Origin of the sequence: Nocardia blacklockiae (assembly GCF_015477355.1) — a bacterium.
Lineage (GTDB): Bacteria > Actinomycetota > Actinomycetes > Mycobacteriales > Mycobacteriaceae > Nocardia > Nocardia blacklockiae.
In genome coordinates, this window is the sequence record NZ_JADLRJ010000005.1 from 434,129 (window position 1) to 457,948 (window position 23,820).

Annotated in this window: 24 protein-coding genes and 1 tRNA gene; 16 read left to right on the forward strand and 9 right to left on the reverse strand. The window is 66.8% G+C overall.

Annotated features, from left to right (window positions below):
* The first annotated feature begins 95 nt into the window (after positions 1-95).
* Entirely contained in the window at positions 96-1,172 is a 1,077-nt protein-coding gene (gene hisC, locus IU476_RS18295; RefSeq protein WP_195101647.1) for a histidinol-phosphate transaminase, read from the forward strand.
* 5 nt (positions 1,173-1,177) lie between these two features.
* Here hisC and IU476_RS18300 read toward each other — a convergent pair whose 3' ends face one another.
* Together IU476_RS18300 and nicT are read right to left on the reverse strand one after the other, a co-directional pair.
* Positions 1,178-2,242 carry an alpha/beta hydrolase gene (locus tag IU476_RS18300; protein WP_195101648.1) on the reverse strand — a complete coding sequence of 355 codons (1,065 nt, stop codon included), beginning with the start codon at positions 2,240-2,242 and terminating at the stop codon, positions 1,178-1,180.
* A 103-nt stretch (positions 2,243-2,345) separates the two neighbouring features.
* Positions 2,346-3,395: a Nickel transporter NicT gene (gene nicT / locus IU476_RS18305; protein WP_500048428.1), complete on the reverse strand. Its 1,050-nt coding sequence runs from the start codon at positions 3,393-3,395 to the stop codon at positions 2,346-2,348.
* 137 nt (positions 3,396-3,532) lie between these two features.
* Here nicT and IU476_RS18310 point away from each other — a divergent pair.
* From IU476_RS18310 to IU476_RS18330, 5 genes are all read left to right on the forward strand, one after another.
* Positions 3,533-3,617: transfer RNA gene (locus IU476_RS18310), tRNA-Ser, on the forward strand.
* 767 nt (positions 3,618-4,384) lie between these two features.
* Positions 4,385-5,173 carry a GntR family transcriptional regulator gene (locus IU476_RS18315; protein WP_195101649.1) on the forward strand — a complete coding sequence of 263 codons (789 nt, stop codon included), beginning with the start codon at positions 4,385-4,387 and terminating at the stop codon, positions 5,171-5,173.
* On the forward strand, positions 5,173-5,691 hold the full coding sequence (locus IU476_RS18320; RefSeq protein WP_195101650.1) for a GNAT family N-acetyltransferase: 519 nt from the start codon (positions 5,173-5,175) through the stop codon (positions 5,689-5,691). Before IU476_RS18315 ends, IU476_RS18320 begins: the two co-directional genes overlap by 1 nt.
* Before the next feature lie 395 nt (positions 5,692-6,086).
* Positions 6,087-7,007 carry a hypothetical protein gene (locus tag IU476_RS18325; RefSeq protein ID WP_195101651.1) on the forward strand — a complete coding sequence of 307 codons (921 nt, stop codon included), beginning with the start codon at positions 6,087-6,089 and terminating at the stop codon, positions 7,005-7,007.
* Positions 7,008-7,362: 355 nt separating this feature from the next.
* Positions 7,363-8,094, forward strand: a complete 732-nt coding sequence (locus tag IU476_RS18330; protein WP_195101652.1) for a hypothetical protein — start codon at positions 7,363-7,365, stop codon at positions 8,092-8,094.
* A 411-nt stretch (positions 8,095-8,505) separates the two neighbouring features.
* On the opposite strand, the gene IU476_RS18335 is transcribed toward IU476_RS18330, so the two are convergent.
* The 5 genes from IU476_RS18335 to IU476_RS18355 form a co-directional block, all read right to left on the reverse strand.
* Positions 8,506-9,339 (reverse strand): hypothetical protein, encoded by an 834-nt coding sequence (locus IU476_RS18335; protein ID WP_195101654.1) that lies wholly within the window; start codon positions 9,337-9,339, stop codon positions 8,506-8,508.
* Positions 9,340-9,574: 235 nt separating this feature from the next.
* Positions 9,575-10,378, reverse strand: a complete 804-nt coding sequence (locus tag IU476_RS18340) for an SDR family oxidoreductase (RefSeq protein WP_195101656.1) — start codon at positions 10,376-10,378, stop codon at positions 9,575-9,577.
* Positions 10,375-10,989, reverse strand: a complete 615-nt coding sequence (locus IU476_RS18345; RefSeq protein ID WP_324194116.1) for a TetR/AcrR family transcriptional regulator — start codon at positions 10,987-10,989, stop codon at positions 10,375-10,377. Before IU476_RS18345 ends, IU476_RS18340 begins: the two co-directional genes overlap by 4 nt.
* A 166-nt stretch (positions 10,990-11,155) precedes the next feature.
* On the reverse strand, positions 11,156-11,650 hold the full coding sequence (locus IU476_RS18350) for a MarR family winged helix-turn-helix transcriptional regulator (protein WP_195101660.1): 495 nt from the start codon (positions 11,648-11,650) through the stop codon (positions 11,156-11,158).
* 41 nt (positions 11,651-11,691) lie between these two features.
* Positions 11,692-12,867: an alpha-hydroxy-acid oxidizing protein gene (locus IU476_RS18355; protein WP_195101661.1), complete on the reverse strand. Its 1,176-nt coding sequence runs from the start codon at positions 12,865-12,867 to the stop codon at positions 11,692-11,694.
* Positions 12,868-12,955: 88 nt separating this feature from the next.
* Here IU476_RS18355 and IU476_RS18360 point away from each other — a divergent pair, with 88 nt between their 5' ends.
* Entirely contained in the window at positions 12,956-13,945 is a 990-nt protein-coding gene (locus IU476_RS18360) for an NAD(P)H-quinone oxidoreductase (protein WP_195101662.1), read from the forward strand.
* Positions 13,946-13,949: 4 nt separating this feature from the next.
* Here IU476_RS18360 and IU476_RS18365 read toward each other — a convergent pair whose 3' ends face one another.
* Complete coding sequence (locus tag IU476_RS18365; protein WP_195101663.1) at positions 13,950-15,152, reverse strand: cysteine desulfurase-like protein; 1,203 nt, start codon at positions 15,150-15,152, stop codon at positions 13,950-13,952.
* 235 nt (positions 15,153-15,387) lie between these two features.
* On the opposite strand from IU476_RS18365, the gene IU476_RS18370 reads away from it, so the two are divergent.
* The 8 genes from IU476_RS18370 (at position 15,388) to IU476_RS18405 (ending at position 22,758) form a co-directional block, all read left to right on the forward strand.
* Complete coding sequence (locus tag IU476_RS18370) at positions 15,388-15,963, forward strand: bacterial proteasome activator family protein (protein ID WP_195101664.1); 576 nt, start codon at positions 15,388-15,390, stop codon at positions 15,961-15,963.
* Positions 15,964-16,045: 82 nt separating this feature from the next.
* Positions 16,046-16,939, forward strand: a complete 894-nt coding sequence (gene wzm, locus IU476_RS18375; RefSeq protein ID WP_438944028.1) for a galactan export ABC transporter permease subunit Wzm/RfbD — start codon at positions 16,046-16,048, stop codon at positions 16,937-16,939.
* A gap of 7 nt (positions 16,940-16,946) precedes the next feature.
* On the forward strand, positions 16,947-17,765 hold the full coding sequence (gene wzt / locus IU476_RS18380) for a galactan export ABC transporter ATP-binding subunit Wzt/RfbE (RefSeq protein WP_195101665.1): 819 nt from the start codon (positions 16,947-16,949) through the stop codon (positions 17,763-17,765).
* On the forward strand, positions 17,762-18,703 hold the full coding sequence (gene glfT1 / locus IU476_RS18385; protein WP_195101666.1) for a galactofuranosyltransferase GlfT1: 942 nt from the start codon (positions 17,762-17,764) through the stop codon (positions 18,701-18,703). Before wzt ends, glfT1 begins: the two co-directional genes overlap by 4 nt.
* Positions 18,704-18,733: 30 nt before the next feature.
* Positions 18,734-19,789: a hypothetical protein gene (locus tag IU476_RS18390; protein ID WP_195101668.1), complete on the forward strand. Its 1,056-nt coding sequence runs from the start codon at positions 18,734-18,736 to the stop codon at positions 19,787-19,789.
* Positions 19,790-20,026: 237 nt separating this feature from the next.
* Positions 20,027-21,070 carry a ribosome small subunit-dependent GTPase A gene (rsgA, locus tag IU476_RS18395; protein ID WP_195101670.1) on the forward strand — a complete coding sequence of 348 codons (1,044 nt, stop codon included), beginning with the start codon at positions 20,027-20,029 and terminating at the stop codon, positions 21,068-21,070.
* A 196-nt stretch (positions 21,071-21,266) separates the two neighbouring features.
* Entirely contained in the window at positions 21,267-22,115 is an 849-nt protein-coding gene (locus tag IU476_RS18400; protein ID WP_195101672.1) for an SDR family oxidoreductase, read from the forward strand.
* Positions 22,116-22,233: 118 nt separating this feature from the next.
* Positions 22,234-22,758, forward strand: a complete 525-nt coding sequence (locus IU476_RS18405; protein ID WP_195101674.1) for a hypothetical protein — start codon at positions 22,234-22,236, stop codon at positions 22,756-22,758.
* 60 nt (positions 22,759-22,818) lie between these two features.
* On the opposite strand, the gene IU476_RS18410 is transcribed toward IU476_RS18405, so the two are convergent.
* Positions 22,819-23,202, reverse strand: coding sequence for a hypothetical protein (locus tag IU476_RS18410; protein WP_195101676.1), 384 nt, complete (start codon positions 23,200-23,202; stop codon positions 22,819-22,821).
* A 21-nt stretch (positions 23,203-23,223) separates the two neighbouring features.
* On the opposite strand from IU476_RS18410, the gene IU476_RS18415 reads away from it, so the two are divergent.
* Positions 23,224-23,820, forward strand: a complete 597-nt coding sequence (locus IU476_RS18415; RefSeq protein WP_195101678.1) for a TetR/AcrR family transcriptional regulator — start codon at positions 23,224-23,226, stop codon at positions 23,818-23,820.

Below are 23,820 nucleotides of genomic sequence, written 5' to 3' on the forward strand. Positions count from 1 at the left end.
CGGGAGAACTCGCATGTGAGGACCGCTCGCCCGAATATTTTCCGGCCGGGCCGACACCGCGACCGACCTCGTCCGGCAGGTTCTAGGGTAGTGGGGTGAGCGCTCGTATTCGTCCGGACCTCGAGTCCATCCCCGCCTACGCACCCGGCCGCAGCCGTCCCGGCGCGGTGAAACTGGCCAGCAACGAGAGCACCCCCGGCCCGCTGCCGACGGTTGCCAAGGCCATCGCGGAGGCGGCCGAACTCGCCAACCGGTACCCGGACAACATGGCCAGCGAACTTCGCGCGGCCGTCGCGGAATTCCACGGGGTGGACGTCGCGAACGTGGCGATCGGGTGCGGGAGCGTCGCGCTGTGCCAGGAGCTGGTGCAGATCACCTGCGCCGCGGCGACCGACGAGGTGCTGTTCGCGTGGCGCTCGTTCGAGGCGTATCCGATCGTGACCCAGGTCGGCAACGCGCGGGCCGTGCAGGTGCCGCTGACCGAGGAGTTCGCGCACGATCTCGACGCGATGGCCGCGGCCGTCACCGAGCACACCAAGTTGATCTTCGTCTGCAATCCCAACAATCCCACGGGTACCGCCTACGGGCGCGCGGACCTGGAGCGATTCCTCGACGCGGTGCCCGAGCACGTCCTGGTGGTGCTCGACGAGGCCTATTACGAGTACCTGCGGCTGCCCGACGACCATCCCAACGGCGTGGAGATGGGGCGTGGCCGGTCGAATGTGCTTGTGCTGCGTACCTTTTCGAAGGCGTACGGGCTGGCGGGGCTGCGGGTCGGTTACGCGGTCGGCGCCCCGGAGGTGATCACCGCGCTGCTCAAGGTGCATATCCCGTTCAGCGTGAATCGGCTGGCGCAGGCCGCCGCGATCGCGTCGCTCGAGGCCCGGGAGGAGTTGCTGGACCGTACCGAACACGTTGCGGCGGAACGGGATCGGATGCGGGCGGCGCTGTTGGACGCCGGGTACGTCGTGCCGCGGAGCGAGGCCAACTTCGTGTGGCTGCCGCTCGGCGAGCGCAGCGCGGAATTCGGCGAGGCGAGCGCGGAGGCCGGAATCATCGTGCGGCCCTACGGCGTCGACGGGGTGCGGGTGACGGCCGGTGACCCGCACGAGAACGATCTGTTCCTCGCGTTCGCTACCGCACCGGAGACCACCGCTCGATTCCTGGGCTGAGCGCGTCAGCGGATGCCGAGCCCCTTGGCGATCGTCGGCCAGGCCCGAGGCAGCTCGTCCGCCCAATAAGGCCAAGAGTGCGTCCCCGTCGGGTGCAGATTCACCTCGGCGGGAATTCGCATGCGGGAGAGGCGGTCGGCCAGCGCCATCGTGCAGGCGTTGGCCGCGGCCTCCAGGGGACCGCCGAAGAGGACCGAGGTGTTCGCGTCGGGATTGGACGCCGTGTCGTGCGCTCCCGGCAGCCCGCTGCCCGAGGACAGGTAGATCGTCTCGCCGCGCAGGCCTTCCGCGTTCACCATCACGTCGTGCGCGAGCCAGTCCGGGTCGTCCTGCTTGCCGAACATGTTGTCCGGATCGCCGCCGTAGGTGCGCACCACAGCGCGCGCCTGCGCTTGGCCGAGATCGGAACCCATGGCGTAGCAACCACTATGGGCGGCGACCGCGGAGTACAGCCGGGTATTGCGCATGACCAGCATCATCGCGGCCTCGGCGCCCATCGACACGCCCTCGACGGCGTTGCGGCCGTTGCCGTCGAACTTCTCGTCGAGTAGCGGCGGCAGTTCGCGGGTGAGGAAGGTTTCCCACTTGTTGGTGCCGAGGACGGGGTCCGTGCGCTGCCAGTCGGTGTAGTAGCCGGCCGGGCCGCCGAGGGTGAAGACCACGTTGACGGGTTTGTCGGCGAAGAACTGCAGGGCGCTGCCGCGTTCGATCCAGTTGTTGTAGTCGTTGCTCGCGCTGCGGCCGTCGAGCATGTAGAGAGTGGGGCGCGGGGCGCTGCGGTCGGCGGGGAGCAGGATCTGCACCGGCACCGTGCGGCCCATGGACGGCGACTTCACGTACACGGTCAGCAGCCGATCCGTGACGGACTCGATTCGATCGATGGACGGCGCGGCGGGCGGCGTGCTCTCGGCCCGCGGCTGCGGCCCGTCGGCCGAACCGGACTCGGCCGGCGGCTGATGCGCCGGTGGGTCGGCCACACCAGGAGCCGCCAAACCGCCCGCACCCAGCAGAAGTGCGGAACAGGCGATGGCAGCGCCGGACAGCCGACGCCGCACCCGGCGACGAACCATGGCGCCAATCCTGCCAGAGGACCGGGGCGACGGCTAAGCGCGCGATGAGGGAGTCGCGCGGAAAGTGACCCGCGACACAGGGGTTCGGGTTATCCTGCGGGGCTCAATCCGACGCGAGATCGCCGCCCCAACGCCGCTCGACCCCGGTGAATCGCCAGATCGCCACGGCCACCACCCACGTCAGCACGAACAGTCCGACGATGATGAACCCGAGCTGCCCGAGATCCAGATTGCCGATCCAGGCAACGATTCCCGACTCGACACCCAGCTTCTCCACGAAGATCGACACCAGTTCCTGGCCGCCGATCAGCAGCGCCACCGCGACCGACAGGCCGGTGACCACCAGGTTGTAGTAGATCTTGCGGACCGGCCGGGCGAAGGCCCAGTCGTAGGCGTAGCTCATGAACGAGCCGTCCAGCGAGTCGAGCAGGGACATGCCGGCCGAGAACAGCACGGGCAGGACCAGAATCGCGTACCAGGGCAGTCCGGTCGCGGCCGCGCCGCCCGCGATGACCAGCAGACCCACCTCGGTGACGGTGTCGAAACCCAGCCCGAACAGCAGTCCGACCGGGTACATGTGCACGGGCTTGCGCACCATCCGCACCGCGGGAGCCAGCACGCGGTTCAGGACGCCGCGCGAGTCGAGCGCCCGTTCCAGTCGCGCCTCGTCGAACTCGCCGCGGCGCATCCGCCGGAACACGCGCCAGATGCCGATCAGCGACGCCAGATTCAACAGTCCGATCAGAATCAGAAACGTTCCCGAGACGCTGGTTCCCCACAAACCCGTCCACTGCTGGAGCCCGGAATCGGAGTCCTCGAGGTTCCGCGCAATCGCCCGCATTCCCAACGCGATCAGCCCGACCAGTACGAACACCACCGACGAGTGCCCCAGCGAGAACCAGAACCCCACCGATTGCGAACGCGCCCGCCCGTTCTCGGCCACCAACTTCCGCGTGGTGTTGTCGATCGCCGCGATGTGATCGGCATCGAACGCGTGCCGCATCCCCAGCGTGTACGCCGTCACCCCCAGCCCCACCCCGAACACGGCCCCGTCGACGAGATGATGCTGCGGCACCACCACCAGCAACAACACACCCCACCCGACCACATGCAACCCGGCCACCGCGACCGCCATCCCCACCACACTGCGCACCGCGACACCCCGTTCCACAGATCACGAACTGCTCCACGGTACCGACCCCGCCTCGGACAGCGACCCGATCACCACCGATTTGGCCTCCCCACCCACCCCGCCAGTACTCTGAGGAGGCCCCGGCTCGCCCGGAGCAAGGTGGGTTGCCCGAGCGGCCTAAGGGAACGGTCTTGAAAACCGTCGTGGTTCACGCCACCGTGGGTTCAAATCCCACACCCACCGCAGGTGAAGCAAGGTGTTCGACGCTTGGTTCTCCCAACACTGATCGTGAGGGCCGCTAGCGCGGAAATGAGTCTCCGCGCAGATGCGGAGACTCATTGAATCCACGCGACGTTCAGCCAGCAGGTCCAACCCTACGTACCCAGTACGGCACCACGTGCGACTTATGACCCGCCGACACAAACCGCGACGCTGTACGCGCTTCTAACAGACTTCCATACGGACCCCACACACCATTGGGACAAGGACCACCATGCTCACCGCAGCTTCCCCCCAATGTCACAATGGCCCACTGCGTATACATTTCTCTCCATTCATCAATTTCCAATGAACACAGCCTCTCATCAGCTGATCATTCAAGGGATTCAGTAACTACGCCGAGGGTCGGGCTTCACATGCCCTGCCTCGATCAATGTCCGCAAAGCCGAATCCTTGCGCGGGCACTCGTCAGCTCTGCATCCCCGATGGCGCTGCATGATCTTGTGAGCCTCGTCAACGCTCAGTGGATGTTCAGGAGCCTCATGGGGCCACCCGTCCGGCCAGTACCGCACGCCCGCAGTGCGCCGATGATCCCGCTCAGCGCGCCACTCGGCCTGCACACGGTCCACGATCGCTTGGGCCGATGTCTCGTCCGGCTCAGCCTCCCTCCACCAGTCGAATCTGGCCATGTCACTCCTGCCGTAGTCGCATCATCTGGCTTAAGCCACCTCACCGTAGCACTGGCTTGAGCCAGCTTCAACACTGGCTTGGGCCAGTAGTAAGGTAGGGTCATGACACAACCACCGAGGACACCGCAAGGCAGCAATACAGCGAGTCGGCAAATCGCCGCCGCGCTCCGCACCGCCATCGAATCCGGCGAAATACAGCCCGGGGCCAAGCTCCCATCCGAGCGAGAACTTGCGGCCACGCATAAAGTCGCACGGAATACGGCCAGAGAAGCCATCCGCCAGTTGGCCGAATCCGGTCTGGTAACAGCGAAACACGGCCGTGGCGTTTTCGTCCGGAGCAAGCCGCGCTTGATGCGCTTCGGCCAAAGCCGCTATTCCAAGAAGCTCCGAGCCGAGACTGGTATTTCACCATTCCACGCAGAGGCTCAGGCACAGAAACGCACTCCGAACGCCGTCCTCACGGAAATCGGGCGGGTGGTCCCGCCGCCTCCCATCGCCGAACGTCTACATGTCGATCCTGACAGCGAGAGCGTGGTACGCCGAGAAAACTGGTACTTCGCCGACTCGGAACCGATGCAGATCGGCGTCACGTACATCCCGTGGGAGATCGCCAAGGACTCGGTACTGGCCGTCAGTGACGACCTCGGACCTGGCGACCTGTACGCACGGTTCGAGGACAAGGGACACCTCATCACCTACACGCGCGAAGAAGTCACCGCCAGAATGCCAACCCTCGAGGAAGCACGCGGTTTGATGCTTCCTGACGGCGTACCGGTCCTCGTGGTCCTGCATACTGGCTTGGACCAGAACCTTCACCCGTTCGAAGTCACGGAGTTCACCATGCGAGCCGACTACATGGGCCTCGACTACACGATGCGGGTCGACGACTGATGACCCCAGCCGTCCGTCCGCGTGAATCCACTGACCTCGCCGAACTCGCCAAAGTGCTCGTTCGCGTACACGCCAAGGACGGCTATCCAGTCGAAGGAGTCTCCAACCCCCAGGCTTGGCTCACACCATCGCAGGAACTCGCGGCCTGGACCGCCCTCATCGATGATCAGCCCATCGGCCACATCGCGCTCACCCAGGCCGGCGAAAACGACGACGCCGCCAACCTGTGGCACCAGACCACAGGACGCAGCCTCACCGAGCTAGCTCTCTTGGTCCGCCTATTCGTTCACCCCGACTACCGCGGCTCTGGTGCCGGAACCCTCCTCATGACCACCGCGTACGAATACGCCACAGCCCATGGCCTCGCGATAGCGTTCGACGTAATGCTCAAGGACCGCAACGCAATCCGCCTCTACGAGAAGATGGGATGCCAGCGAATCGGCACAGTCACCCACACCCACAGCGACAACCAGACCGAGCCCGCCGCTGTATACGTCGCACCGAGCCAGCCGGACTGATGTCTGAACGCTGACCGATACTGCGTCTCAGCAGCGTCAGCGTTCTCACTTCCGGTTTTCGACCACGCCTCACGGATGCCACGGCATACTCCCGAATTCAGCCATACAGTATGAAGGTCGCTGCTAGAGCGCCGCCGCGCAACCGCCGGCCTATGCAAGCTCCGGCAGGAGGGTCCGTCGGGCGCCTCAGCGCCGTTTTGGCGACATGGCGGAACGCCGACCATTCCTATCCGGGCACCTTCTTCAAGGACGAGGCAGTGCTGGGCACGACGACGCCAGCCGTACCCGGGCTTACCGCCCGCAAATTGATCCCCAAACGAGCTCGACCGCGGCCCGGTCAACCGGCCGTGATCACTCATGTCGAATATGTCGGCACATACCGATAGCGTCGTCGTGTGCCGAGACGAACCAACGCGTTTCAGACGCTCGTAGCGACTATCAGCGAGCACATCCGCGGCGAAGCTACCGTCACCGAGTCGAAAATGCTGCAAGACATCGACACTGGAACGGAACGAGAGGTAGACATCTGTATCGAGCATATGGTTGCGGGCCATCTGGTCAGAGTCTGTATCGAGTGTTCAAGCCACAACCGCCCTCGAGATGTCTCGTGGGTAGAACAGATGCACAGCAAACACCTCAGACTCCCAACCAACCTCCTGGTGCTGGCTTCTGAGTCCGGGTTCACGCCGGAAGCTCTCAAAAAGGCCCGGTATTGCAGAATTGAAACCGCGGTGCCCGAGAGCCTTCCACCCTCGTTCGGTACCGACATCGTGGGGAAAATTGACATCCTCGGCTTCGGAGCGATGGACCTCACGCCCGAACGTGTAAGATTCGGTGTGGAAGCTACGGCCGATCAGCCCGAAGAGGTTGTTGCCGCCCTGTCGGACAACGTCATTTTCAGCGCTGATGGCAAGCCGCTAGCGTTTGCCCAGTGGTACGCAAACGAGATCACTCGGCATCTGGATGTGACCACGTCTGACTCTTTACGGAACGCGCGAGGCGATGAGACTCACTTTTCCATCGTCGTGGAATATCCGCTGTTCCCCGATCCTATTACTGGGGAGAAAGTCGAAATTTTCCTCCAGAAAGAAGAGCCGACAGGGAACTACCTTCGCCGAATTACATTCGCGGAGATCAGCGGACCAGCTCGCGTACGAGTGGGCGAAATTCCGCTCACGCATGGAGAACTTCAGGGCACTGGATACTCAACAGGATCAGCAATTCTGAGCGATGGGGAACCGGTCTACGTAGTCGCAACTGAAACCACGCAAGGTGAACGACGACTGACATTTCGTCCGCCACCGACTAGTCACTGAGCGCCCAAACAGACATAGTGGCCTTTCCTGGCCCCTTGGCGCGTGACCTCGCTGCGCGATGACAAGTCGCCGACTCCAGGATCGAGTACCCAACTACCAACAAGCGTCGGAACGAGCTATACGGTCCACACTCCCACATGGCCCCGATGGTCTCGCTCCCGCCGAAAGAGTCACGGGCCCTTTGCGTGTCCGCTACGCGGCGCCTACGGCATCCCTGACCCGCCCGGCCTTAACTGTGGATGGCAAGCACCAGGGAGACGGAGGGGGCAGCCAGTTCAGCGAACTTCACGCGCGTCACTCGCCGAGCTGAGATCCTTACTCAGATTGACCTGAGCACTTTCCCGGGAGGAACGCAATGACCCCAGCCGTCTGGATTGCTTTGTACGGTGGCATTCTGTCGACCTTCCTGGCCGTGTTGCAATTTGCGAGCTGGAGTCGCGCTCGTCCAAAATTGAGCGTCGGTCTTTCATTCCTGTACGAGAGCAATGACGATTCCAAAGGCACTCCGGTAAGAGTCAGGCGAGGCGAAGATATATTTGACGATCACGTACTGTTGAAGTTCACAATTAGAAACTCAGGAAGTCAAGGCATACAAGTCGTGGCGATAGTTATTGAAGATACTAATACTTTTGTTTCTATTTCGGAAATAGTATCGAATCCGTTGGCAACTGTAGTTGAGCCTATGACTTCAATAGAAGTGACGGTGCAAAAGGAGTTTCTCGACATGTGCACCTCGCCAACATTCATTGGCATCGTGGACGGCTTAGGGAGGCGTCATTCAGTCCCGCGATCGCAGGCCGAAGAGGTCATCAAGAAATCTTGGTCAATGCCTACACGCGCACAACAGTACCGGCGCAGGGATAACCCCGAAGCACCACCAGTATGGGCATTTCAGTCTCAGGATAGTGCCCGCATGGCAAGTCGCCCTGTTGTCACCTCCCGTTTCCATACAAAGGCCCGTCCGATAACGTCCCGGAATGAAGGAGAGCTTGAATCAATGCCTCCAGCTCTCATCTTGACGCCGTCTCTTAACGAAGACACCAATGACGACAAAACTGACGATACTCAAGTATCAAAGGCGCCCTGATACCCTACCATTGGAAGAACGATGATCCGCAATCAAGACCCATGCACGCTTCTAGCAGTGTGGTGCGCCTGGACACCTCACCCGCTCCCTCCTCATCCCGTGCCACACATCCAGATCAACAGCGGTCAATTCGCACCTTCACCGGGCATCGGCCGACCTGCATAGGCGTTACGCTGAGCGCTTATTCCCCTGATTCCGAAACTGATGTTCTGCGCTGACCGCCTAATCCATAGTTGGTCCGCAGCATCGCCCACAATCACAAACGAAACCGACAACGGACGCGCGGGCCAGCCGCATACTGCCACTGACACCAACGAAGTCTGATCCAGACAAACACCGAGAACGGCAAGCTTGAAACCGCCGTGGTTCACGCCACCATGGGTTCAAATCCCACGCCCACCGTAGGTTAACTCAGTTTCGGCTCCACAACTGTGCGCGGTCTGCCAGGTTCCACCACGAAACGAACTGGGGGTCTTCGCTTTTCAGTTCCCAGCGCGCGGCGAGTGTGTCGAAGAACGTGTCGTCGCCGGTCTTGCCGCCCTTCAGCTCGCCGATGTAGACCAGTTGCTCGCCGCCTGCGGCCTCGAATGCGGTCACCGCTTCCGATGCCATCGGGTTGCCCCAGCCCGGGGGCCAGCACAGAAGCAGCACGTCATCTGATCGGAAGGACCGGGAGGTGAACTCGTTGAGGTCTCCGACGCTGTGCCATACATCCGACTGCCCGGTTGCGTGTAGGAACGAGGGGTTGTTCGTCGTGTCCGGCGGCTCCGAGTCGTAGGCCTCGACTCGCAGGCCGACACTGGCCAACTGGGCCGCCCAATACCCGCGGCCGGCACCCAGTTCCACCACCGTGTGCCCCTCACAAAGTCCCGCTACCCAACCGATCGTCTCGGGTGACGGAATCGCATACGCATAGGTCCCCTGTAGGACGGTCTGCGCGAACCCGAGGCGCGCACTGCCCTTCTGGCGGCCGCCGTTCACGACCCGCCGACCTTCGTCGTCGAACACGGAGGGCGCAACTACATCCCAGTACGGATTCCCACTGACCGACCTATCGCTGGTCAGGTAGTGCACGAACCGCAGATCGAATGCAGCGTCCGCCCGCTCGTCCCCGGTCCCCGGAAGCATCGGCGCAGCGTCCAAGTACTCCGCCACCTTCGGATACTCACCCCGCAGACGTTGCTCGTCCCCGAGAAGTGCGGCCAGTTCTTCACGGCGATCCGCCGTCAGCGCGAGCTCACCCACCCCCCAATCCTCCCCTGACAACTGAGTTCACGTTCGCTTCGACCAAGACCGCACCAGATGCGGGATGGCCCAGGCAAGCCCGCCGACATCCGGGAGTATGCAATTCGTTGGGTTACAGCCAACTATTTGCATACTCGTCGTGAGCTGGGGCAGGTGGCTGATCGTCGCATGAGTCGGTGAGGACCGGCGGATCGGCTGGGTATGGGAGCGGGAGCGTCTGGAGGGCGGCCGTCCTCTACTTGAAGTCGGCGATGTGGTCCGTGGCCCACTGGGCGAAAGTGCGGGCAGGACGACCTGTTACGGATTCGGAGGTGGGGCCTACTGGGGCGGGGGTGTCGCCGAGTTGGGACCAAAGGTCGAGCATGGGGCGGTAGAGGAATTCGGATGCTTGGGCGTAGGTGATGTGTTCGAGGTGTAGGGGTTCGCCGAGGGCGGTGGCGAGGATGTCGACCATTTGGCGGAGGGAGAGGGATTCAGGGCCGGTGAGGGGGTAGATGTGGCCCTCGTGGCCTGGCTCGGTGAGGGCGGTGATGGCTGCGTCGGCTATGTCGGCCTCGTGGATGGAGTTCTGGTGGACGTCCGGGAAAGGTAGGCGGACAACGCGTTCGGATTTGATCGACGGGGCCCACCAGCGCCAGTTGGTGGCGAAGGCGCCGGGGCGGAGGATGGTGAGGGGGAGGTCGGCGGATTGGAGGGGGCGTTCGGCGGCGAGGTGGCGGTCGCCGATGGGGTTGCCGGGCTCCGCTGCCGCGATCGACGACAAGAGGGTGATGCGTTGTATGCCAGCGGATTTCGCGGCGCGGGCGAAATTGTCGATGCCCTTCTCGGCGGCGTAGAGGAAGACTCGGTCGACGCCGTCCAAGGCGGCGTCGATGGCGGCGGGGTCGGTCAGGTCGAGGCCGATCACCTCCACCTCCGCCGGAAGGGACGTGTCGCCGGGTTGGGAGCTGGCCGCGCGCACGGATTCCCCTGCGGCGAGCAGCTTTTCGACGACGGTGCGGCCTACGCTGCCGCGGGCTCCGGTGACCAGGATGCTCATCGGTCTTCTCCTTCTGCGGTTTTCGGTCCTGCGAGGTGGGTGAGGATGCGGCGCAGTTGTTCTGCGTAGAGCTCCTCGAATTCCGGTGACTGCGCGTCTGTTTCGAACAGTTCGGCGACGACGCCGGGGAGCAGCGCGGGGGCCATGACCATGCCCTGCAATGCCAGGTGGAAGGCGGCCGGGTCCAGGTCGGCGGCGATCTCGCCGCGGCGCTGGCGGCGCTGGGTGTCGGCGATGTCGTCCGCCGCCGCGGAGGGCGGGGCCGGCGCGTCGTCGGAGAGGCCGCGCCACAGCAGCAGCCGGACGCCGCGCGGGTCGGCCAGCATCTGCCGCAGGTAGCGGACCACGAGTTCGCCGAGGGGCAGCTCCGGGTCGGCGAATTCGGCTTCGCGGTCGAGCCACTGCTGTTGCAGCGCTCGATACAGCCCCGCCTTGCCGCCGAAGTAATACGTGATCAGTTGCTTGTTGACGCCCGCGCGCGCGGCGATCTCGCTCACCCGCGCACCGGCGAAGCCGCGCGCGGAGAACTCGTCGAACGCGGCGTCGAGCAGGCAACGCTTGGTGCGGTCGGCGTCGCGGCGGCGAGCGGCTGGTTCGGGAGTCCGATGCACACCCACAGCCTAACGGCTAACTTTACAAATGGGCAATTGAGTTAGACATACGGGTGATAACCAGGGCAAAGCGGAGGGGGACAGGTCCGAACGGCGCAATCAATAGCGGCGAGAACCCCGCAGGAGCAGCCCGACGTGAGGGCGGCCGCCGACCCCAGCCGCCGGTTCAGCGGGTTTCGCGGGCGAAGTTCTCCTTGTCGACCAACTCGAAGACCTCGGCGATCACCGTGATCTGCTCGGGCGTGAGGAGATCGATGAAGTCGCGCCGGACCGCCTCCACGTGCCCGGGGGCCGCGGCTTGCAGGCGGTGCAGGCCCTCCTCGGTGAGGTGGGCTCGCACGCCGCGGCCGTCTTCCTCGGTGCTGGTGCGGCGCACCAGGCCCTGGGCTTCCATGCGGCGGATCTGGTGGGTGAGACGGCTTCTCGAGGAGAGGACGCCGTCGGCCAGGTCGCTCATGCGCAGCGAGTGGTCGGGGGCCTCCGACAGCAGGACGAGGATGCGGTATTCGGCGAGGCTGAGGTCGCTGTCGCGCTGGAGTTGCCGGTTGAGGTCGGCCATGAGGCGTTGGCCGCCGTCCATGTAGGCGCGCCAGGCGCGCTGCTGAGCCGAGCTGAGCCACCTCGGCTCCGGCGCCGTTCGACCGCTCGGTTCGAAAGCCATACGGACATTCTATTAGGCCCGGACAGCACCTCCGCGCCCGGTCAGCGCGCGGACGACAGCATCGCGCGGCTCAGGTCGGCGACGCCGCGGCAGCCCGAAAGACCCATCGCCGCATCGAGATCGGCGAGGAGCAGCCGCAGCGCGTGCCGCACCCCGTCCGCGCCGGCGAGGCCCAGGCCGTAGGCCCACGGCCGGCCGTAGAACACGGCCTTCGCGCCCAGCGACAGCGCGACCATGACGTCGGTGCCGGTGCGGATGCCGGAATCGAACAGCACGTCGGCGCGGTCGCCGACGGTCGCGACGACGGCCGGCAGGGCATCGAGCGCCGCGATGGAACCGTCGACCTGGCGGCCGCCGTGGTTGCTCACCACCACCGCGTCGGCGCCGGCGTCGACCAGTTGCCGGGCGTCGTCGGGGTGCAGTACGCCCTTCACCGCGATCGGCAGTTCGGTCCATTCGCGCAGCCGGGCGATGTCGGCGGGACGCAGGCCGTGATTGCCGAACAGCCCGACCCAGGTCAGCACCGCCATCCGCAGCGCCTCCTCGCTCTCCTCCGGCGGCGCGGCGAGCTTCGCGCGAAAGACGGGGTCCGACAGGTAGTTCGCGATGCCCTTGCCGTACAGGAACGGCAGGTGCGCCAGTTCGAGGTCGCGCGGGCGCCAGCCCAGACTCGGGGTGTCGGCGGTGACCACGATCGCCTGCGCGCCGGACTCGGCCGCGCGCTGCACGAACGAGCGGGCCAGGTCGTCGTCGGCGGGCCAGTACAGCTGGTACCACCAGGAACCGGCCGCCTTGCCCACCTCCTCGATGGGGGTCGACGCCGCCGTCGACAGCACCATGCCCACGCCCAGTTCGCGGGTCACCTCCGCGACGATCGTCTCGCCGCGCTCGTGCAGCAGTTCCAGCACGCCGACCGGCGCGGTCAGGATCGGCGCGGCCAGCCGGGTGCCCAGCACCTCCACCGACAGGTCGCGCACGCCCGGACCGCTGGCGCCGCGCCACATCCGCGGGACCAGCCGGTACCGGTCGAACGCGCTCTCGTTCGCCGCGGCCGTGCGCTCCGCCGACGCGCTGCCCGCCACGTACGCGAAAGCCTTGGGGTCCAGCACCTCCCGCGCCCGCTCGGCCAGGCCCGCCGCCGTCATCGGCAGGTCGGGAACGGCACCGGCGAGCCCGGCCAGATAGATCTCGTTCTGGAAGTCGGCGAAACTGCTCATTCCGGGAACGCTAGTAGGTGTTCGGGCAAAGGGTGCGTGAAGTGTCGCATCCCCCGCCGACGCCGGATGGCGTCGTAAGGTCGCGGGTATGTATGCCGTGACGCTCGATGGATTCGGTGGCCCCGAGGTGCTGGGTTGGGGCGAGGTGCCCGACCCGGCCGGTCCGGCGGCGGGTGAGGTGCTGATCGATGTGGTGGCCGCGGGGGTGAACCGCGCGGACCTGATGCAGCGGCAGGGGTTCTATCCGCCGCCGCCCGGGGCCAGCGAGATCGTCGGGCTCGAGGTGTCCGGGGTGGTCGCTCGGGTGGGCGAGGGTGTCATGGACTTCCGGCCGGGTGATCGGGTGTGCGCGCTGCTGTCCGGCGGCGGTTACGCCCAGCGGGTGGTGGTGGCCGCGACGCAGGTGCTGCCGGTGCCGGAGGGGCTGGATCTGGCTGCGGCGGCGGCACTTCCGGAAGTGGCGGCCACCGTCTGGTCGAATCTGGTGATGCGGGCGGGGCTGCACGCCGGGCAACTGCTGCTGATCCACGGCGGCGGCAGCGGCATCGGCACCCATGCCATCCAGGTGGCCGTGAGCCGCGGTGCGCGGGTGGCGGTGACGGCGGGTTCGCAGGGCAAGCTCGATCGCTGCAAGGAATTGGGCGCGAGCATTCTGATCAATTACCGCGACGAGGATTTCGTGGCGATCGTCGGCGAGGCGGGCGGCGCGGACGTCATTCTCGACAATATGGGCGCGGCCTATCTGAACCGCAATGTCGAGGCGCTCGCCGACGACGGGCAGCTGTGCGTCATCGGCATGCAGGGCGGGACGCGCGCCGAATTCGACATCTCGAAGCTGCTGCGCAAACGCGGCACCGTGCACGCCACGGGCCTGCGCGGCCGCCCCGCGACCGGACGGTCCGGCAAGGCCGAGATCATCGCCGAACTTCGCCGTCAGCTGTGGCCGCTGGTCGCCGACGGCACGGTCGCCCCGGTGGTCAGCGCCGAACTCCCCGCGACCCAGGCCGCCGAGGCACACCGCCTGCTGGACTCCCCGGAAACCGTCGGCAAGGTGATCCTGCGCATCGACGAGGTCTGAAAGCTCAGTCCAGCGTCGCCAGGGCGCGCCCCAGCTGGTCGATCTCGAATTTGGTTGTGTAGGGCGCCAACCCGATGGTCACCGCGCCGCCCTCGTCGTTGACGCCGAGGGCGTCGAGTAGCCGGCTGCCGCCGTGCACGCCGCTGAGGGTGCCGACGCGGTGGTCGGCCAGTTTCGCGGAGACCTTCTCCGACTGCATGCCCGCGATGGTGAAGCTCACCGTCGGGATGCGGGTGGAGGCGCGGCCGATCACCGTCAGATTGGGGACCCGGTCCAGCACCTCCATCAGGTGCTCGAACAGCTGATCGTGGTAGTCCTGCAGGGAGGTTATCGAGATCTCCAGCCGCTCCCGGCGGGTGCCGGTGGCCTGCTCGTCCAGTCCGGCCAGATAGTCGATGGAGGTGGTGAGCCCGGCCAGCAGCGCGTACTGGTGGTGACCGACCTCGAGCCGCTCCGCGCCCTTGGCGTAGGGATTCAGCGACATCGACGGAATCCGGTCCAGGAACGCGGGATCGCGGAACACCAGCGCGCCGATCTGCGGGCCGCCCCACGCGGGCGCGGACAGCGCCACCACGTCGGCGTTGAGTTCGTCGATGTCGATCAGCGCGTAGGGCGCGGCGCCGAAGCAGTCGGCCACGAGCAGGCCGCCGACCTCGTGCACGCGGTCCGCGGCGACCCGCACCGCGGGTGCGGAACCCACGATCGGGGAGGCCGCCGTCAAGGCGACCAGACGCGCGGTGGGCCCGATCAGTTCCTCGAACTGCCAGGCCGGCATCTCGCACGTCTCGATCTCCACCTCGGCCCAACGGACATGGGCGCCATAGCGGTTGGCGATGCGCAACCACGGCGCGACGTTGGCCTCGTCGTCCAGACGCGACAGCACGATCCCGGTGCCCAGCCCGAGCCGCGAACTGAGTGACTCGGCCAGCCAGGCCAGCAGCACCGCGCGGTCCGGACCCAGCACCACGCCCGCCGGGTCGGCGCCGACCAGATCGGCAACCGCCTCGCGAGCGGCCTCCAGAATGGCTCCGCTGCGCCGGGTGGCGCTGTAGCGATTACCGTGGGTGAACGCGGAGGTACGGAAACCTGTTGAGACGGCGCGCGATACCGAATCGGGGACGAGCATCCCCGCCTGCGGGTCGAGATGGATCCAGCCGTCGCCCAGGGACGGTATCAACCCCCGAACCCGCGCGACGTCGTAAGTCATGTGGGCCACTCTAAGGGCAGGGGGCTGGTCGGGGTAACCGTGTCGACGGCTACCGCCGAGCAGCGGCGGCGACCGGCTGGCAGATCACGCGACATGGCACACCGACTTTCGCAAACCGAACCACACACGAGGCGGACACGACCGCCACAGGATACTGACCGCCCCGGACGCCCATACCCGCAGTGCGTACCCACCCGCTTAGCGCGTCCCGCCGAGACAAGACATGATGGAGATCATGACGCAATCGGACGGAGCACCGGATTCCATCGTGGTGATCGGACCCGAAGGCAAACCGTTGGTCATCCCGGCGAGCGCGCAGGGCGAGGCGCCGTTCGCGGCCGAGGCCGGCGCGGAGGCCGAGGCCGACAGCAAGGACGAGTCGCTGGCCGACATGGTCGAACAGCCGGCGAAGGTCATGCGGATCGGCACCATGATCAAACAGCTGCTGGAGGAGGTGCGGGCCGCGCCGCTCGACGACGCCAGCCGCACCCGCCTCAAGGAGATCCACCAGACCTCGATCCGCGAACTCGAGCAGGGCCTGTCGCCGGAGCTGCGCGACGAGCTGGAGCGGCTGGCGCTGCCGTTCAGCGAGGGCTCCATCCCGTCGGACGCCGAGCTGCGCATCGCCCAGGCCCAGCTGGTCGGCTGGCTGGAGGGGCTGTTCCACGGCATCCAAACCGCGCTGTTCGCCCAGCAGATGGCCGCGCGTCAGCAGCTCGAGCAAATGCGGCACGCGCTGCCGCCGGGTGTGCAGGGCCAGGGCGAGCGCGGTCCGGGCGGGCACGCCACGGGCAGCGGCCAGTACCTCTGAGCACCGCTCGCCGCCGGCGGCCGTTCGCGGTTTGCGGCCCGCACGCAGCGGGCCGGATCGCGCACGGCTACAGTCGGTCACTGTGCCCGCAGCAGCTCCAGCCGAGCCGGCGACCGCCGAAGAGAGCCCGGCCGACGCCTCGGTACCGATAGTGTCCGATTCGCAGTCGTTCGGACGTGCGTTCAAGGATCTCCGCGACGGCTTCGCGCAGCGTGAACTATGGCTGTCGCTGGGCTGGCAGGACATCAAGCAGCGCTACCGCCGCTCGGTGCTGGGCCCGTTCTGGATCACCATCTCCACCGCGGTGCAGGCGGCCGCCATCGGCCTGCTGTACGCGACGCTGCTCGCCCAGCCGCTGCGCGAATACCTGCCGTACGTCACGGTCGGCATCATCGTGTGGAACGTGATCGAGGCCAGCATCATCGAGGGCGCGGACGTGTTCATCGCCAACGAGGGCCTGATCAAACAGCTGCCCTCCGCGTTGAGCGTGCACATCTACCGCATGGTGTGGCGGCAGTTCCTGTTCTTCGCGCACAACCTGGTCATCTACGCGGTGATGCTGGTCGGCTTCAGCGTGTGGCGCGACCTGAACTGGTCTGTGCTGCTGGTGTTCCCGGCGGTCGCGCTGTTGTTCCTCAACGCGATGTGGGTGTCGATCGTGTTCGGCATCTTCAGCACTCGCTACCGCGACATCGCGCCCATTCTCGGCAGCCTCACCCGCATGCTGTTCGTGCTGACCCCGGTCATGTGGTCGGCGAAGGTGCTGCACGCGCAGGGCGGCACGGTGAGCGAGCGGGCCCGGCTGGTCGAATTGATTCCGACGTTCCACTATCTCGAGATCGTGCGCGCCCCCGTGCTGGGCGACCCGATCGCGTTGCGCAGCTGGCTGGTGGTGCTCGCGTTCACCGTCGTCGGCTGGGTGGCGGCCGTGCTGGCCCTCAAGCAGTACCGATCCCGCGTTCCCTACTGGGTGTGAAGGCGACATGTCCGATGTGAGTATCGAAACCCGGAACGCCTGGGTGGAGTTTCCGATCTTCGACGCCAAATCCCGGTCGTTGAAGAAGGCGTTCCTCGGGAAGGCAGGCGGCTCGATCGGACGCAACAAGTCCGATGTGGTGGTCGTCGAGGCGCTGCGCGACATCACCGTCTCGTTCCAGGAGGGCGACCGGGTCGGCCTGGTCGGCCACAACGGGGCCGGGAAATCGACACTGCTGCGCCTGTTGTCGGGAATCTACGAGCCCACCCGGGGCAGCGCGCGCGTCACCGGGCGGGTGGCGCCGGTCTTCGATCTCGGCGTCGGCATGGACCCGGAGATCTCCGGCTACGAGAACATCATCATCCGCGGCCTGTTCCTCGGGCAGACCCGCAAGCAGATGATGGCGAAGGTCGACGAGATCGCGGAGTTCACCGAACTCGGCGAATATCTCAACATGCCGCTGCGCACCTATTCGACCGGTATGCGGGTGCGCCTGGCGATGGGCGTGGTGACCTCGATCGACCCTGAGATCCTGCTACTGGACGAGGGCATCGGCGCGGTCGACGCCGAATTCATGAAGAAGGCGCGAAATCGCCTGCGCGATCTCGTCGCTCGGTCCGGGATACTGGTATTTTGCAGCCATTCCAACGAATTCCTGGCGCAACTGTGCGACACCGCGATCTGGATCGATCACGGGCAGATGCGGATGCGCGGCGGAATCGAGGAAGTGGTGCGGGCCTACGAGGGGCCCGATGCCGGTGACCACGTCGCCCAAATTCTGCGCGAGCTGGAACGAGAACGGGAACTGGAGCGGAATCCCACATGAGTGAGCAGGCGGCCGCCGCGGAACCAGCGCGGTCCGAACCGGCACCGGGCGGGGACCGCATCGTCGCGGTGGTCGTCACCCACAAACGCCGCGAGTTGCTGGCCGAATCGCTGAAAGTCCTTGCCACCCAGACGCGTCCGGTCGACCACCTGATCGTGGTGGACAACGCCAACGAGCCCGAGGTGGGCGAGCTGGTGCGCGAGCAGCCGGTGGCGTCGACCTACCTGGGTTCCGAGCACAACCTCGGCGGCGCGGGCGGTTTCGCGCTCGGCATCCTGCACGCGCTGTCGCTCGGCGCGGACTGGGTGTGGCTGGCCGACGACGACGGGCGGCCCGAGGGCCCCGAAGTGCTGGCGACACTGGTGGATTGCGCGCAGCGGCACGGTCTCGCGGAGGTGTCGCCGGTGGTGGCCGACATCGATGATCCGAACCGGCTCGCCTTCCCCCTGCGGCGCGGCGTGGTGTGGCGGCGGCTGCGCTCCGAACTCGGCGACGAGGACTTCCTGCCCGGCATCGCCTCGCTGTTCAACGGCGCGCTGCTGTCCGCGCGGGCCGTGGACGTGATCGGCGTGCCGGATCTGCGGCTGTTCGTGCGCGGCGACGAGGTGGAGATCCACCGGCGGCTGGTGCGCTCGGGGCTGCCGTTCGGCACCTGTTTGCAGGCGGCGTACCTGCACCCCAACGGATCCGCCGAATTCAAGCCGATCCTGGGCGGGCGGATGCACACCCAGTATCCGGACGATCCGGTCAAGCGCTACTTCACCTATCGCAACCGCGGCTACCTCATGGCACAGCCCGGGATGCGCAAACTGCTGCCGCAGGAATGGGCCCGGTTCTCGTGGTTCTTCCTCGTGCAGCAGAAAGATCCGGCCGGTCTGAAAGAATGGCTGCGACTGCGACGCCTGGGGCGGCGCGAGCAGTTCCACAAACCCGGCTAGATCAGCGTTTTCGAGTATGGAGGTACGGCTGTGAGCAACCCCTACGGCGGGCAGCCACCGAACGGGCACCACCCCTGGCAGCAGAACGGGCAGCAGCCGTATCCCGGAGTTCCCCAGCCGCAGAACGGAGCCGGCGCGTACGGCGCGCCGCAACCGCACAGCACCTCCGCCCCGCAGCTCCCGCAACAACCGCACAGCGCCTCGTCGCCACAGCTGCCGCAGCCGGGTCACGGTGCGGCGCAGCCCAACAGCGCATCCTCGCCGCACCTCCAGCAGCCCGGATACGGTGCGCCACAGCCCAACAGCGCGTCCTCGCCGCACCTTCAGCAGCCCGGGTACGGTGCACCACAGCCCAACAGCGCTTACCCTCAGCCGGGATATGGTGCCGGGCAGCCGAACAGTGCTTCGTCGCCGCAGTTCCCGCAGCCGGGATACGGTGCGGCGCAACCGAACAACCTCGCCTCGCCGCAGCCCGGCGCTCCGCAGCAGTACGGCGGGTCGTATCCGCACCCCGGGTACGGTGCACCGCAGCAGCCGGGGTATCCGCCGCAGCCGTATGGTGCGCCCGCGGGTTACGGGGCTCCGGGGCAGCCGTTTCCGGCCAATCCCTATGGCGGGCAGCCGAATCCGTACGGTGCGGCCAATTACGGTGCGCCGCAGGGGCAGTACCCCGCGCCCGGCCAGCAGCCGTTCCAGCCCGAGCCGGGGCCGCCCGGGATCGTGGTCGACAGCTCGTATTTCCCGATGGCCTTCCTGCTCGCGCTGACCGGCCCGAAGATCCTGGTGAACGGGCAGCAGGTGCCTGGCGCGCGCTGGGGCGCCACGCACATTCCGATCGGCCCCGGCCAGCATCACGTCCGGGTCGCCACGCGCTGGATGTTCGACATGGGCCCGGCCGACGCCGTGGTGCCGGTGGCCGAGGGGATGAGCACGCGGGTCTACTACCGCTCCCCCGCGATCGCGTTCATCCGCGGGGCGATCGGGCCGGTGCCGCAGTCCACGCCCGGCATCGTGTTCATCTATGTGATGTGGGCGTTCGTCGCGCTGATCATCCTGCTCAACATCGTGCTGATCGCGGCGATGTAGACCGCACGGAAAATAGGTTGCGCCCCGCCCGGGGCGCCTGTCATCGTTGTACCCGTCCACCACGGACGCCACGTCGAAAGGGTCGAGGAGGTGAAAGCGTGAACGTCACTCATCGGATTGTCGCGGTCGGGCAGCGGCCGGTTCTCGGTAACCGCACCGCCGCATGCGCTTTCACCCTCTCCCCGATGCACTGAGCCCACGCCGGGCCCGGTGCCCGACGAAGGACGACTCTCCCTCATGGTCGATTACGACCGACTCATTCCCTACGGCTGGAATACGGCCGTTTCCGCCGCGTACTCACGGCTGCTCGACACCGGCTGGGTCCCGGCCCGCGTGATCCGCATGGATCGCAGCGAGTGCGACGTCGCGACACCCGAAGGGCTCGCGCGTGCGCGCTGCCCGCGGGCGGATACCAACGTCAACGGCCTGTGTACCGGCGATTGGATCGCATTGGACACCGAACTCACCGTGCGGCGCCTGTTTCCCCGGCGCACGGCCATCGTGCGCGCCGCGGTCTCCGGACGTTCGGAGGCCCAGGTACTGGCCGCGAACGTCGACACGGTGCTGGTGTGCTCGGCCGCCGACGGCGACGTCGACCTCGGCCGGATCGAGCGCATGCTGGCGCTGGCGTGGGAATCCGGCGCGCAGCCGGTGGTGGTGCTCACGAAAACCGATCTGGCCGTGGATGTTCCGCTCGACGCGGTGCGCGCGGTCGCGCCGGGAGCGACGACGCTGGCCGTCAGCGCCACGACGGGCCTCGGCATGGATGTGCTGACCGCCGTGCTGGACGGCACGGTCGCGCTGATCGGCCCGTCCGGTGCGGGCAAGTCGACGCTGGCCAATGCCCTGCTGGGCGCGGAAGTGTTCGCCACCAATGAGGTTCGCGCCGCGGACAAGCGCGGCCGGCACACCACCGTGCATCGCGAGCTGCGGCCGCTGCCCGGCGGCGGCACCCTCATCGACACGCCCGGACTGCGTTCGGTCGGCCTGTGGGATGCCGCGGCAGGGCTGGGCCGCACCTTCAGCGACATCGAAACCCTCGCCGCCGACTGCCGTTTCGGCGATTGCTCGCATCGCAACGAGCCCGGCTGCGCGGTGCGGGCCGCCCTCGAATCCGGTGCGCTCCCCCGCCGCCGCTTCGACAGCTATCTGAAGTTGCAGCGCGAGAACGAGTGGCTGGCCTCCCGCACCGACGCCCGGCTGCGAGCCGAGCGCGTGCGCGCCTGGAAGACCGTCGAGCGGTCGCAGCGCTGGGAGTACCGCAAGCGGAACTCGAACTAGCGCTCGGACGGTCGGCGCAGCCCCGCGCCGACCGTCTCGGCGTGCCCGGCACCGTGCGGAACGTCACAGTCGCTCACTATGCAACTAGTTGCATAGTGATAGGCGCTCGCTTAATCTCCGAATCGGGGGATCCCTTCCCCGGCAGTCGTCCACTCGAGATCATCGAGTCGGGGGCGCGACAGATTGGAGCAGGCGAATGACCGAAGCAGGCAGGCCGCTGGCGGGCCGGACCCTGATCATGTCGGGCGGCAGCCGCGGCATCGGGCTGGAGATCGCCAAGCGAGCCGCGGCCGACGGGGCCAACATCACCCTGATCGCGAAGACCGACCAGCCGCACCCGAAGTTGCCCGGCACCATCCACACGGCCGCCGCGGAGCTCGAGCAGGCCGGCGGCACCGTGCTGAAGTTCGTCGGCGACGTGCGCGACGACGAGGCCGTAGCCCAGGCCGTGCAGCAGACCATCGGGCGCTTCGGCGGCATCGACATCGTGGTCAACAACGCCTCGGCGATCGACCTGTCGCCGACCGAGACACTGTCGATGAAGAAGTACGACCTGATGCAGGACATCAACTGCCGCGGCAGTTTCCTGCTGTCCAAATTGAGCATTCCGGCGCTGAAGGAGTCCGCGCAGGCCGGTCGCAACCCGCACATCCTGACCCTGTCGCCGCCGCTGAACCTGGACCCCAAGTGGGCGGGCCAGTCACTGGGCTACACCATCGCGAAGTACGGAATGTCGCTCACCACTCTGGGTTTGGCCGAGGAGCTGCGCAAGTACGGCATCGGCGTGAACTCGCTGTGGCCGCGCACCACCATCGCCACGGCGGCGGTCAAGAACCTGCTCGGCGGCGAGGAGATGGTGCGGACCTCGCGCACCCCCGACATCTACGCCGACTCCGCGTACCTGGTCCTCACCTCGCCGGCCAAGGACACCACCGGCAACTTCTTCCTCGACGACGAAGTCCTTGCGGCACACGGGATCACCGATCTCGACAAGTACCGCGTGGTCCCGGGCGACGAGCCGCTGACCACCGACCTGTTCCTCTGAGCCGACGCCGCGGAGCGGCGCTACACCCCGGGAAATGGCCGCTCACACCGTTTTTGCGGCACAAGGCCCCTGTCCGATTCGTCGGTATATTGGATTTCGGGTCGGGCTGGAGAACGGAGTGAAGACGCATATGGGTGAGCGGTTGACAGCGGGACTCGGCATCGCCGCCGTGTTCGCGGGCGCGATGGGACTCCTGGCACCCGCGGCGGCGGCCCAGGAATTGGCCCCGGGTGTCTCGTGCGACGGGTTCACCTGCCGCAACGACACCGACGACACCTACCGGGTCGAGGGCGTCGCGTGGTGCTCGGACCACACGTCGATGCGGTTCACGAGGTACATCGCGCCGCGGGTCGAGGCCGCGCGCGTAAATGTCGACTGCGCACCGACGGTCGAGCCGGGGACGTGGGAGGACCAGCCCCCGCGCTTCGTGCCGGGCACTTGGAAGCATCAGCCGCCGACGATCGGTCCGGACGGCAAGATCGAGCATCACCCGCCGGTGTTCGAACCGGGCGGCTGGGAGCGGCAGCCGCCGGTCTTCCGGCCCGGCCGCACCCTCCCCAACCACGTGCTCAGCATCGAATACCGAAGCGCGGTGGTCGACAACAGCCCGCCGCCCCCGGCCTCCGGCTCGGCGGGGCGCTGAGCGCGGCGGCTCGGGCCGCCTGATTCCGGGCCGGCGGCATCCCTCGTCGCCGGCTCGGGCTCATGCTCGCGCGCGCTCGGCCGACGCCGCTATGCGGCGCAGCAGGTGACGCACGATCAGTCGATGGCCGCCGCTCCCGATGACCAGCGCCTGGTAGACGCGCCCGGCCCGGCCCGGAAAGACGGCGCGAGTTTCGGCGGTCAGGGTGGTACCGCCGGACGGGGCTTCCGACAGCGAGAAGACCAGCGAATACCGTGAGAAGGGGTGCTCGCCGCGCAGGGCCAGCCGACGCGGCGGGTCCGCCGCGTCGAGGACGAAACCCCTGGGTACGGTGCTGGGATCGGTCGGATCCGAGCACTGCGACCGCAGCAGCGCGGCCCAGGTGTGTTCCGGATCGGCGGTGATCGTTCTGGAATGCTGGTCGATATAGGGCAAACGCTCCATATAGAAGGAACGTACTAGTACATGGCGCCACCCCGCAAGCACGACACCGACGTGATCCTCGACGCGGCGCGCACGCTGGTGCTGCGCGACGGTCCCCGCGCGGCCAGCGTCGCCGCCATCGCCGCCGCGAGCGGTGCGCCCGTGGGGACGCTGTACCACCGGTTCGACAATCGCAACGGCGTGCTCGTCGCGACCTGGATCCGGGCATTGGAGCGGTTCCAGACCCGGGCGCTCGCGGCCGCCGAGCACCCGGACGCGCTGGAGGCGGCGGCCGGAATGGCCGTCGCCACCATCGAATTCGCGCGCGCCCTGCCCGACGACGCCAAACTGCTCCTGCACCTGCGGCCGGGCGACCTGCTCGACGGCGAGCCGGAGACCGAGTTACGAGAACGCCTGGCGCGCATGAACGCTCCGTTGATCGAGCACATGCGACGCCTGTCCCGCGACCTGTTCGGCGCCGACGACCCGCGCTCGATCGACCGCCTCACCCGCGCCGTCGTCGACCTACCCGGCGCCACCCTGCGCCGCCACGCCCGCCACGCCGACCTCCCCGACTGGCTGGAAACCGACGTCGCAGAAGCCGCCCGCACCCTGCTCGCGCCGAAGCCGAACGGTTAG

Coding starts and splice junctions, on each gene's coding strand:
- IU476_RS18300 (WP_195101648.1), bottom strand. CDS start 2,242: ATGGTTCGTCGCCGGGTGCGGCGTCGGCTGTCCGGCGCTGCCATCGCC.
- IU476_RS18315 (WP_195101649.1), top strand. CDS start 4,385: ATGACACAACCACCGAGGACACCGCAAGGCAGCAATACAGCGAGTCGG.
- IU476_RS18320 (WP_195101650.1), top strand. CDS start 5,173: ATGACCCCAGCCGTCCGTCCGCGTGAATCCACTGACCTCGCCGAACTC.
- IU476_RS18330 (WP_195101652.1), top strand. CDS start 7,363: ATGACCCCAGCCGTCTGGATTGCTTTGTACGGTGGCATTCTGTCGACC.
- IU476_RS18340 (WP_195101656.1), bottom strand. CDS start 10,378: ATGAGCATCCTGGTCACCGGAGCCCGCGGCAGCGTAGGCCGCACCGTC.
- IU476_RS18350 (WP_195101660.1), bottom strand. CDS start 11,650: ATGGCTTTCGAACCGAGCGGTCGAACGGCGCCGGAGCCGAGGTGGCTC.
- IU476_RS18355 (WP_195101661.1), bottom strand. CDS start 12,867: ATGAGCAGTTTCGCCGACTTCCAGAACGAGATCTATCTGGCCGGGCTC.
- IU476_RS18360 (WP_195101662.1), top strand. CDS start 12,956: ATGTATGCCGTGACGCTCGATGGATTCGGTGGCCCCGAGGTGCTGGGT.
- IU476_RS18365 (WP_195101663.1), bottom strand. CDS start 15,152: ATGACTTACGACGTCGCGCGGGTTCGGGGGTTGATACCGTCCCTGGGC.
- IU476_RS18370 (WP_195101664.1), top strand. CDS start 15,388: ATGACGCAATCGGACGGAGCACCGGATTCCATCGTGGTGATCGGACCC.
- wzt (WP_195101665.1), top strand. CDS start 16,947: ATGTCCGATGTGAGTATCGAAACCCGGAACGCCTGGGTGGAGTTTCCG.
- glfT1 (WP_195101666.1), top strand. CDS start 17,762: ATGAGTGAGCAGGCGGCCGCCGCGGAACCAGCGCGGTCCGAACCGGCA.
- rsgA (WP_195101670.1), top strand. CDS start 20,027: ATGGTCGATTACGACCGACTCATTCCCTACGGCTGGAATACGGCCGTT.
- IU476_RS18400 (WP_195101672.1), top strand. CDS start 21,267: ATGACCGAAGCAGGCAGGCCGCTGGCGGGCCGGACCCTGATCATGTCG.
- IU476_RS18410 (WP_195101676.1), bottom strand. CDS start 23,202: ATGGAGCGTTTGCCCTATATCGACCAGCATTCCAGAACGATCACCGCC.
- IU476_RS18415 (WP_195101678.1), top strand. CDS start 23,224: ATGGCGCCACCCCGCAAGCACGACACCGACGTGATCCTCGACGCGGCG.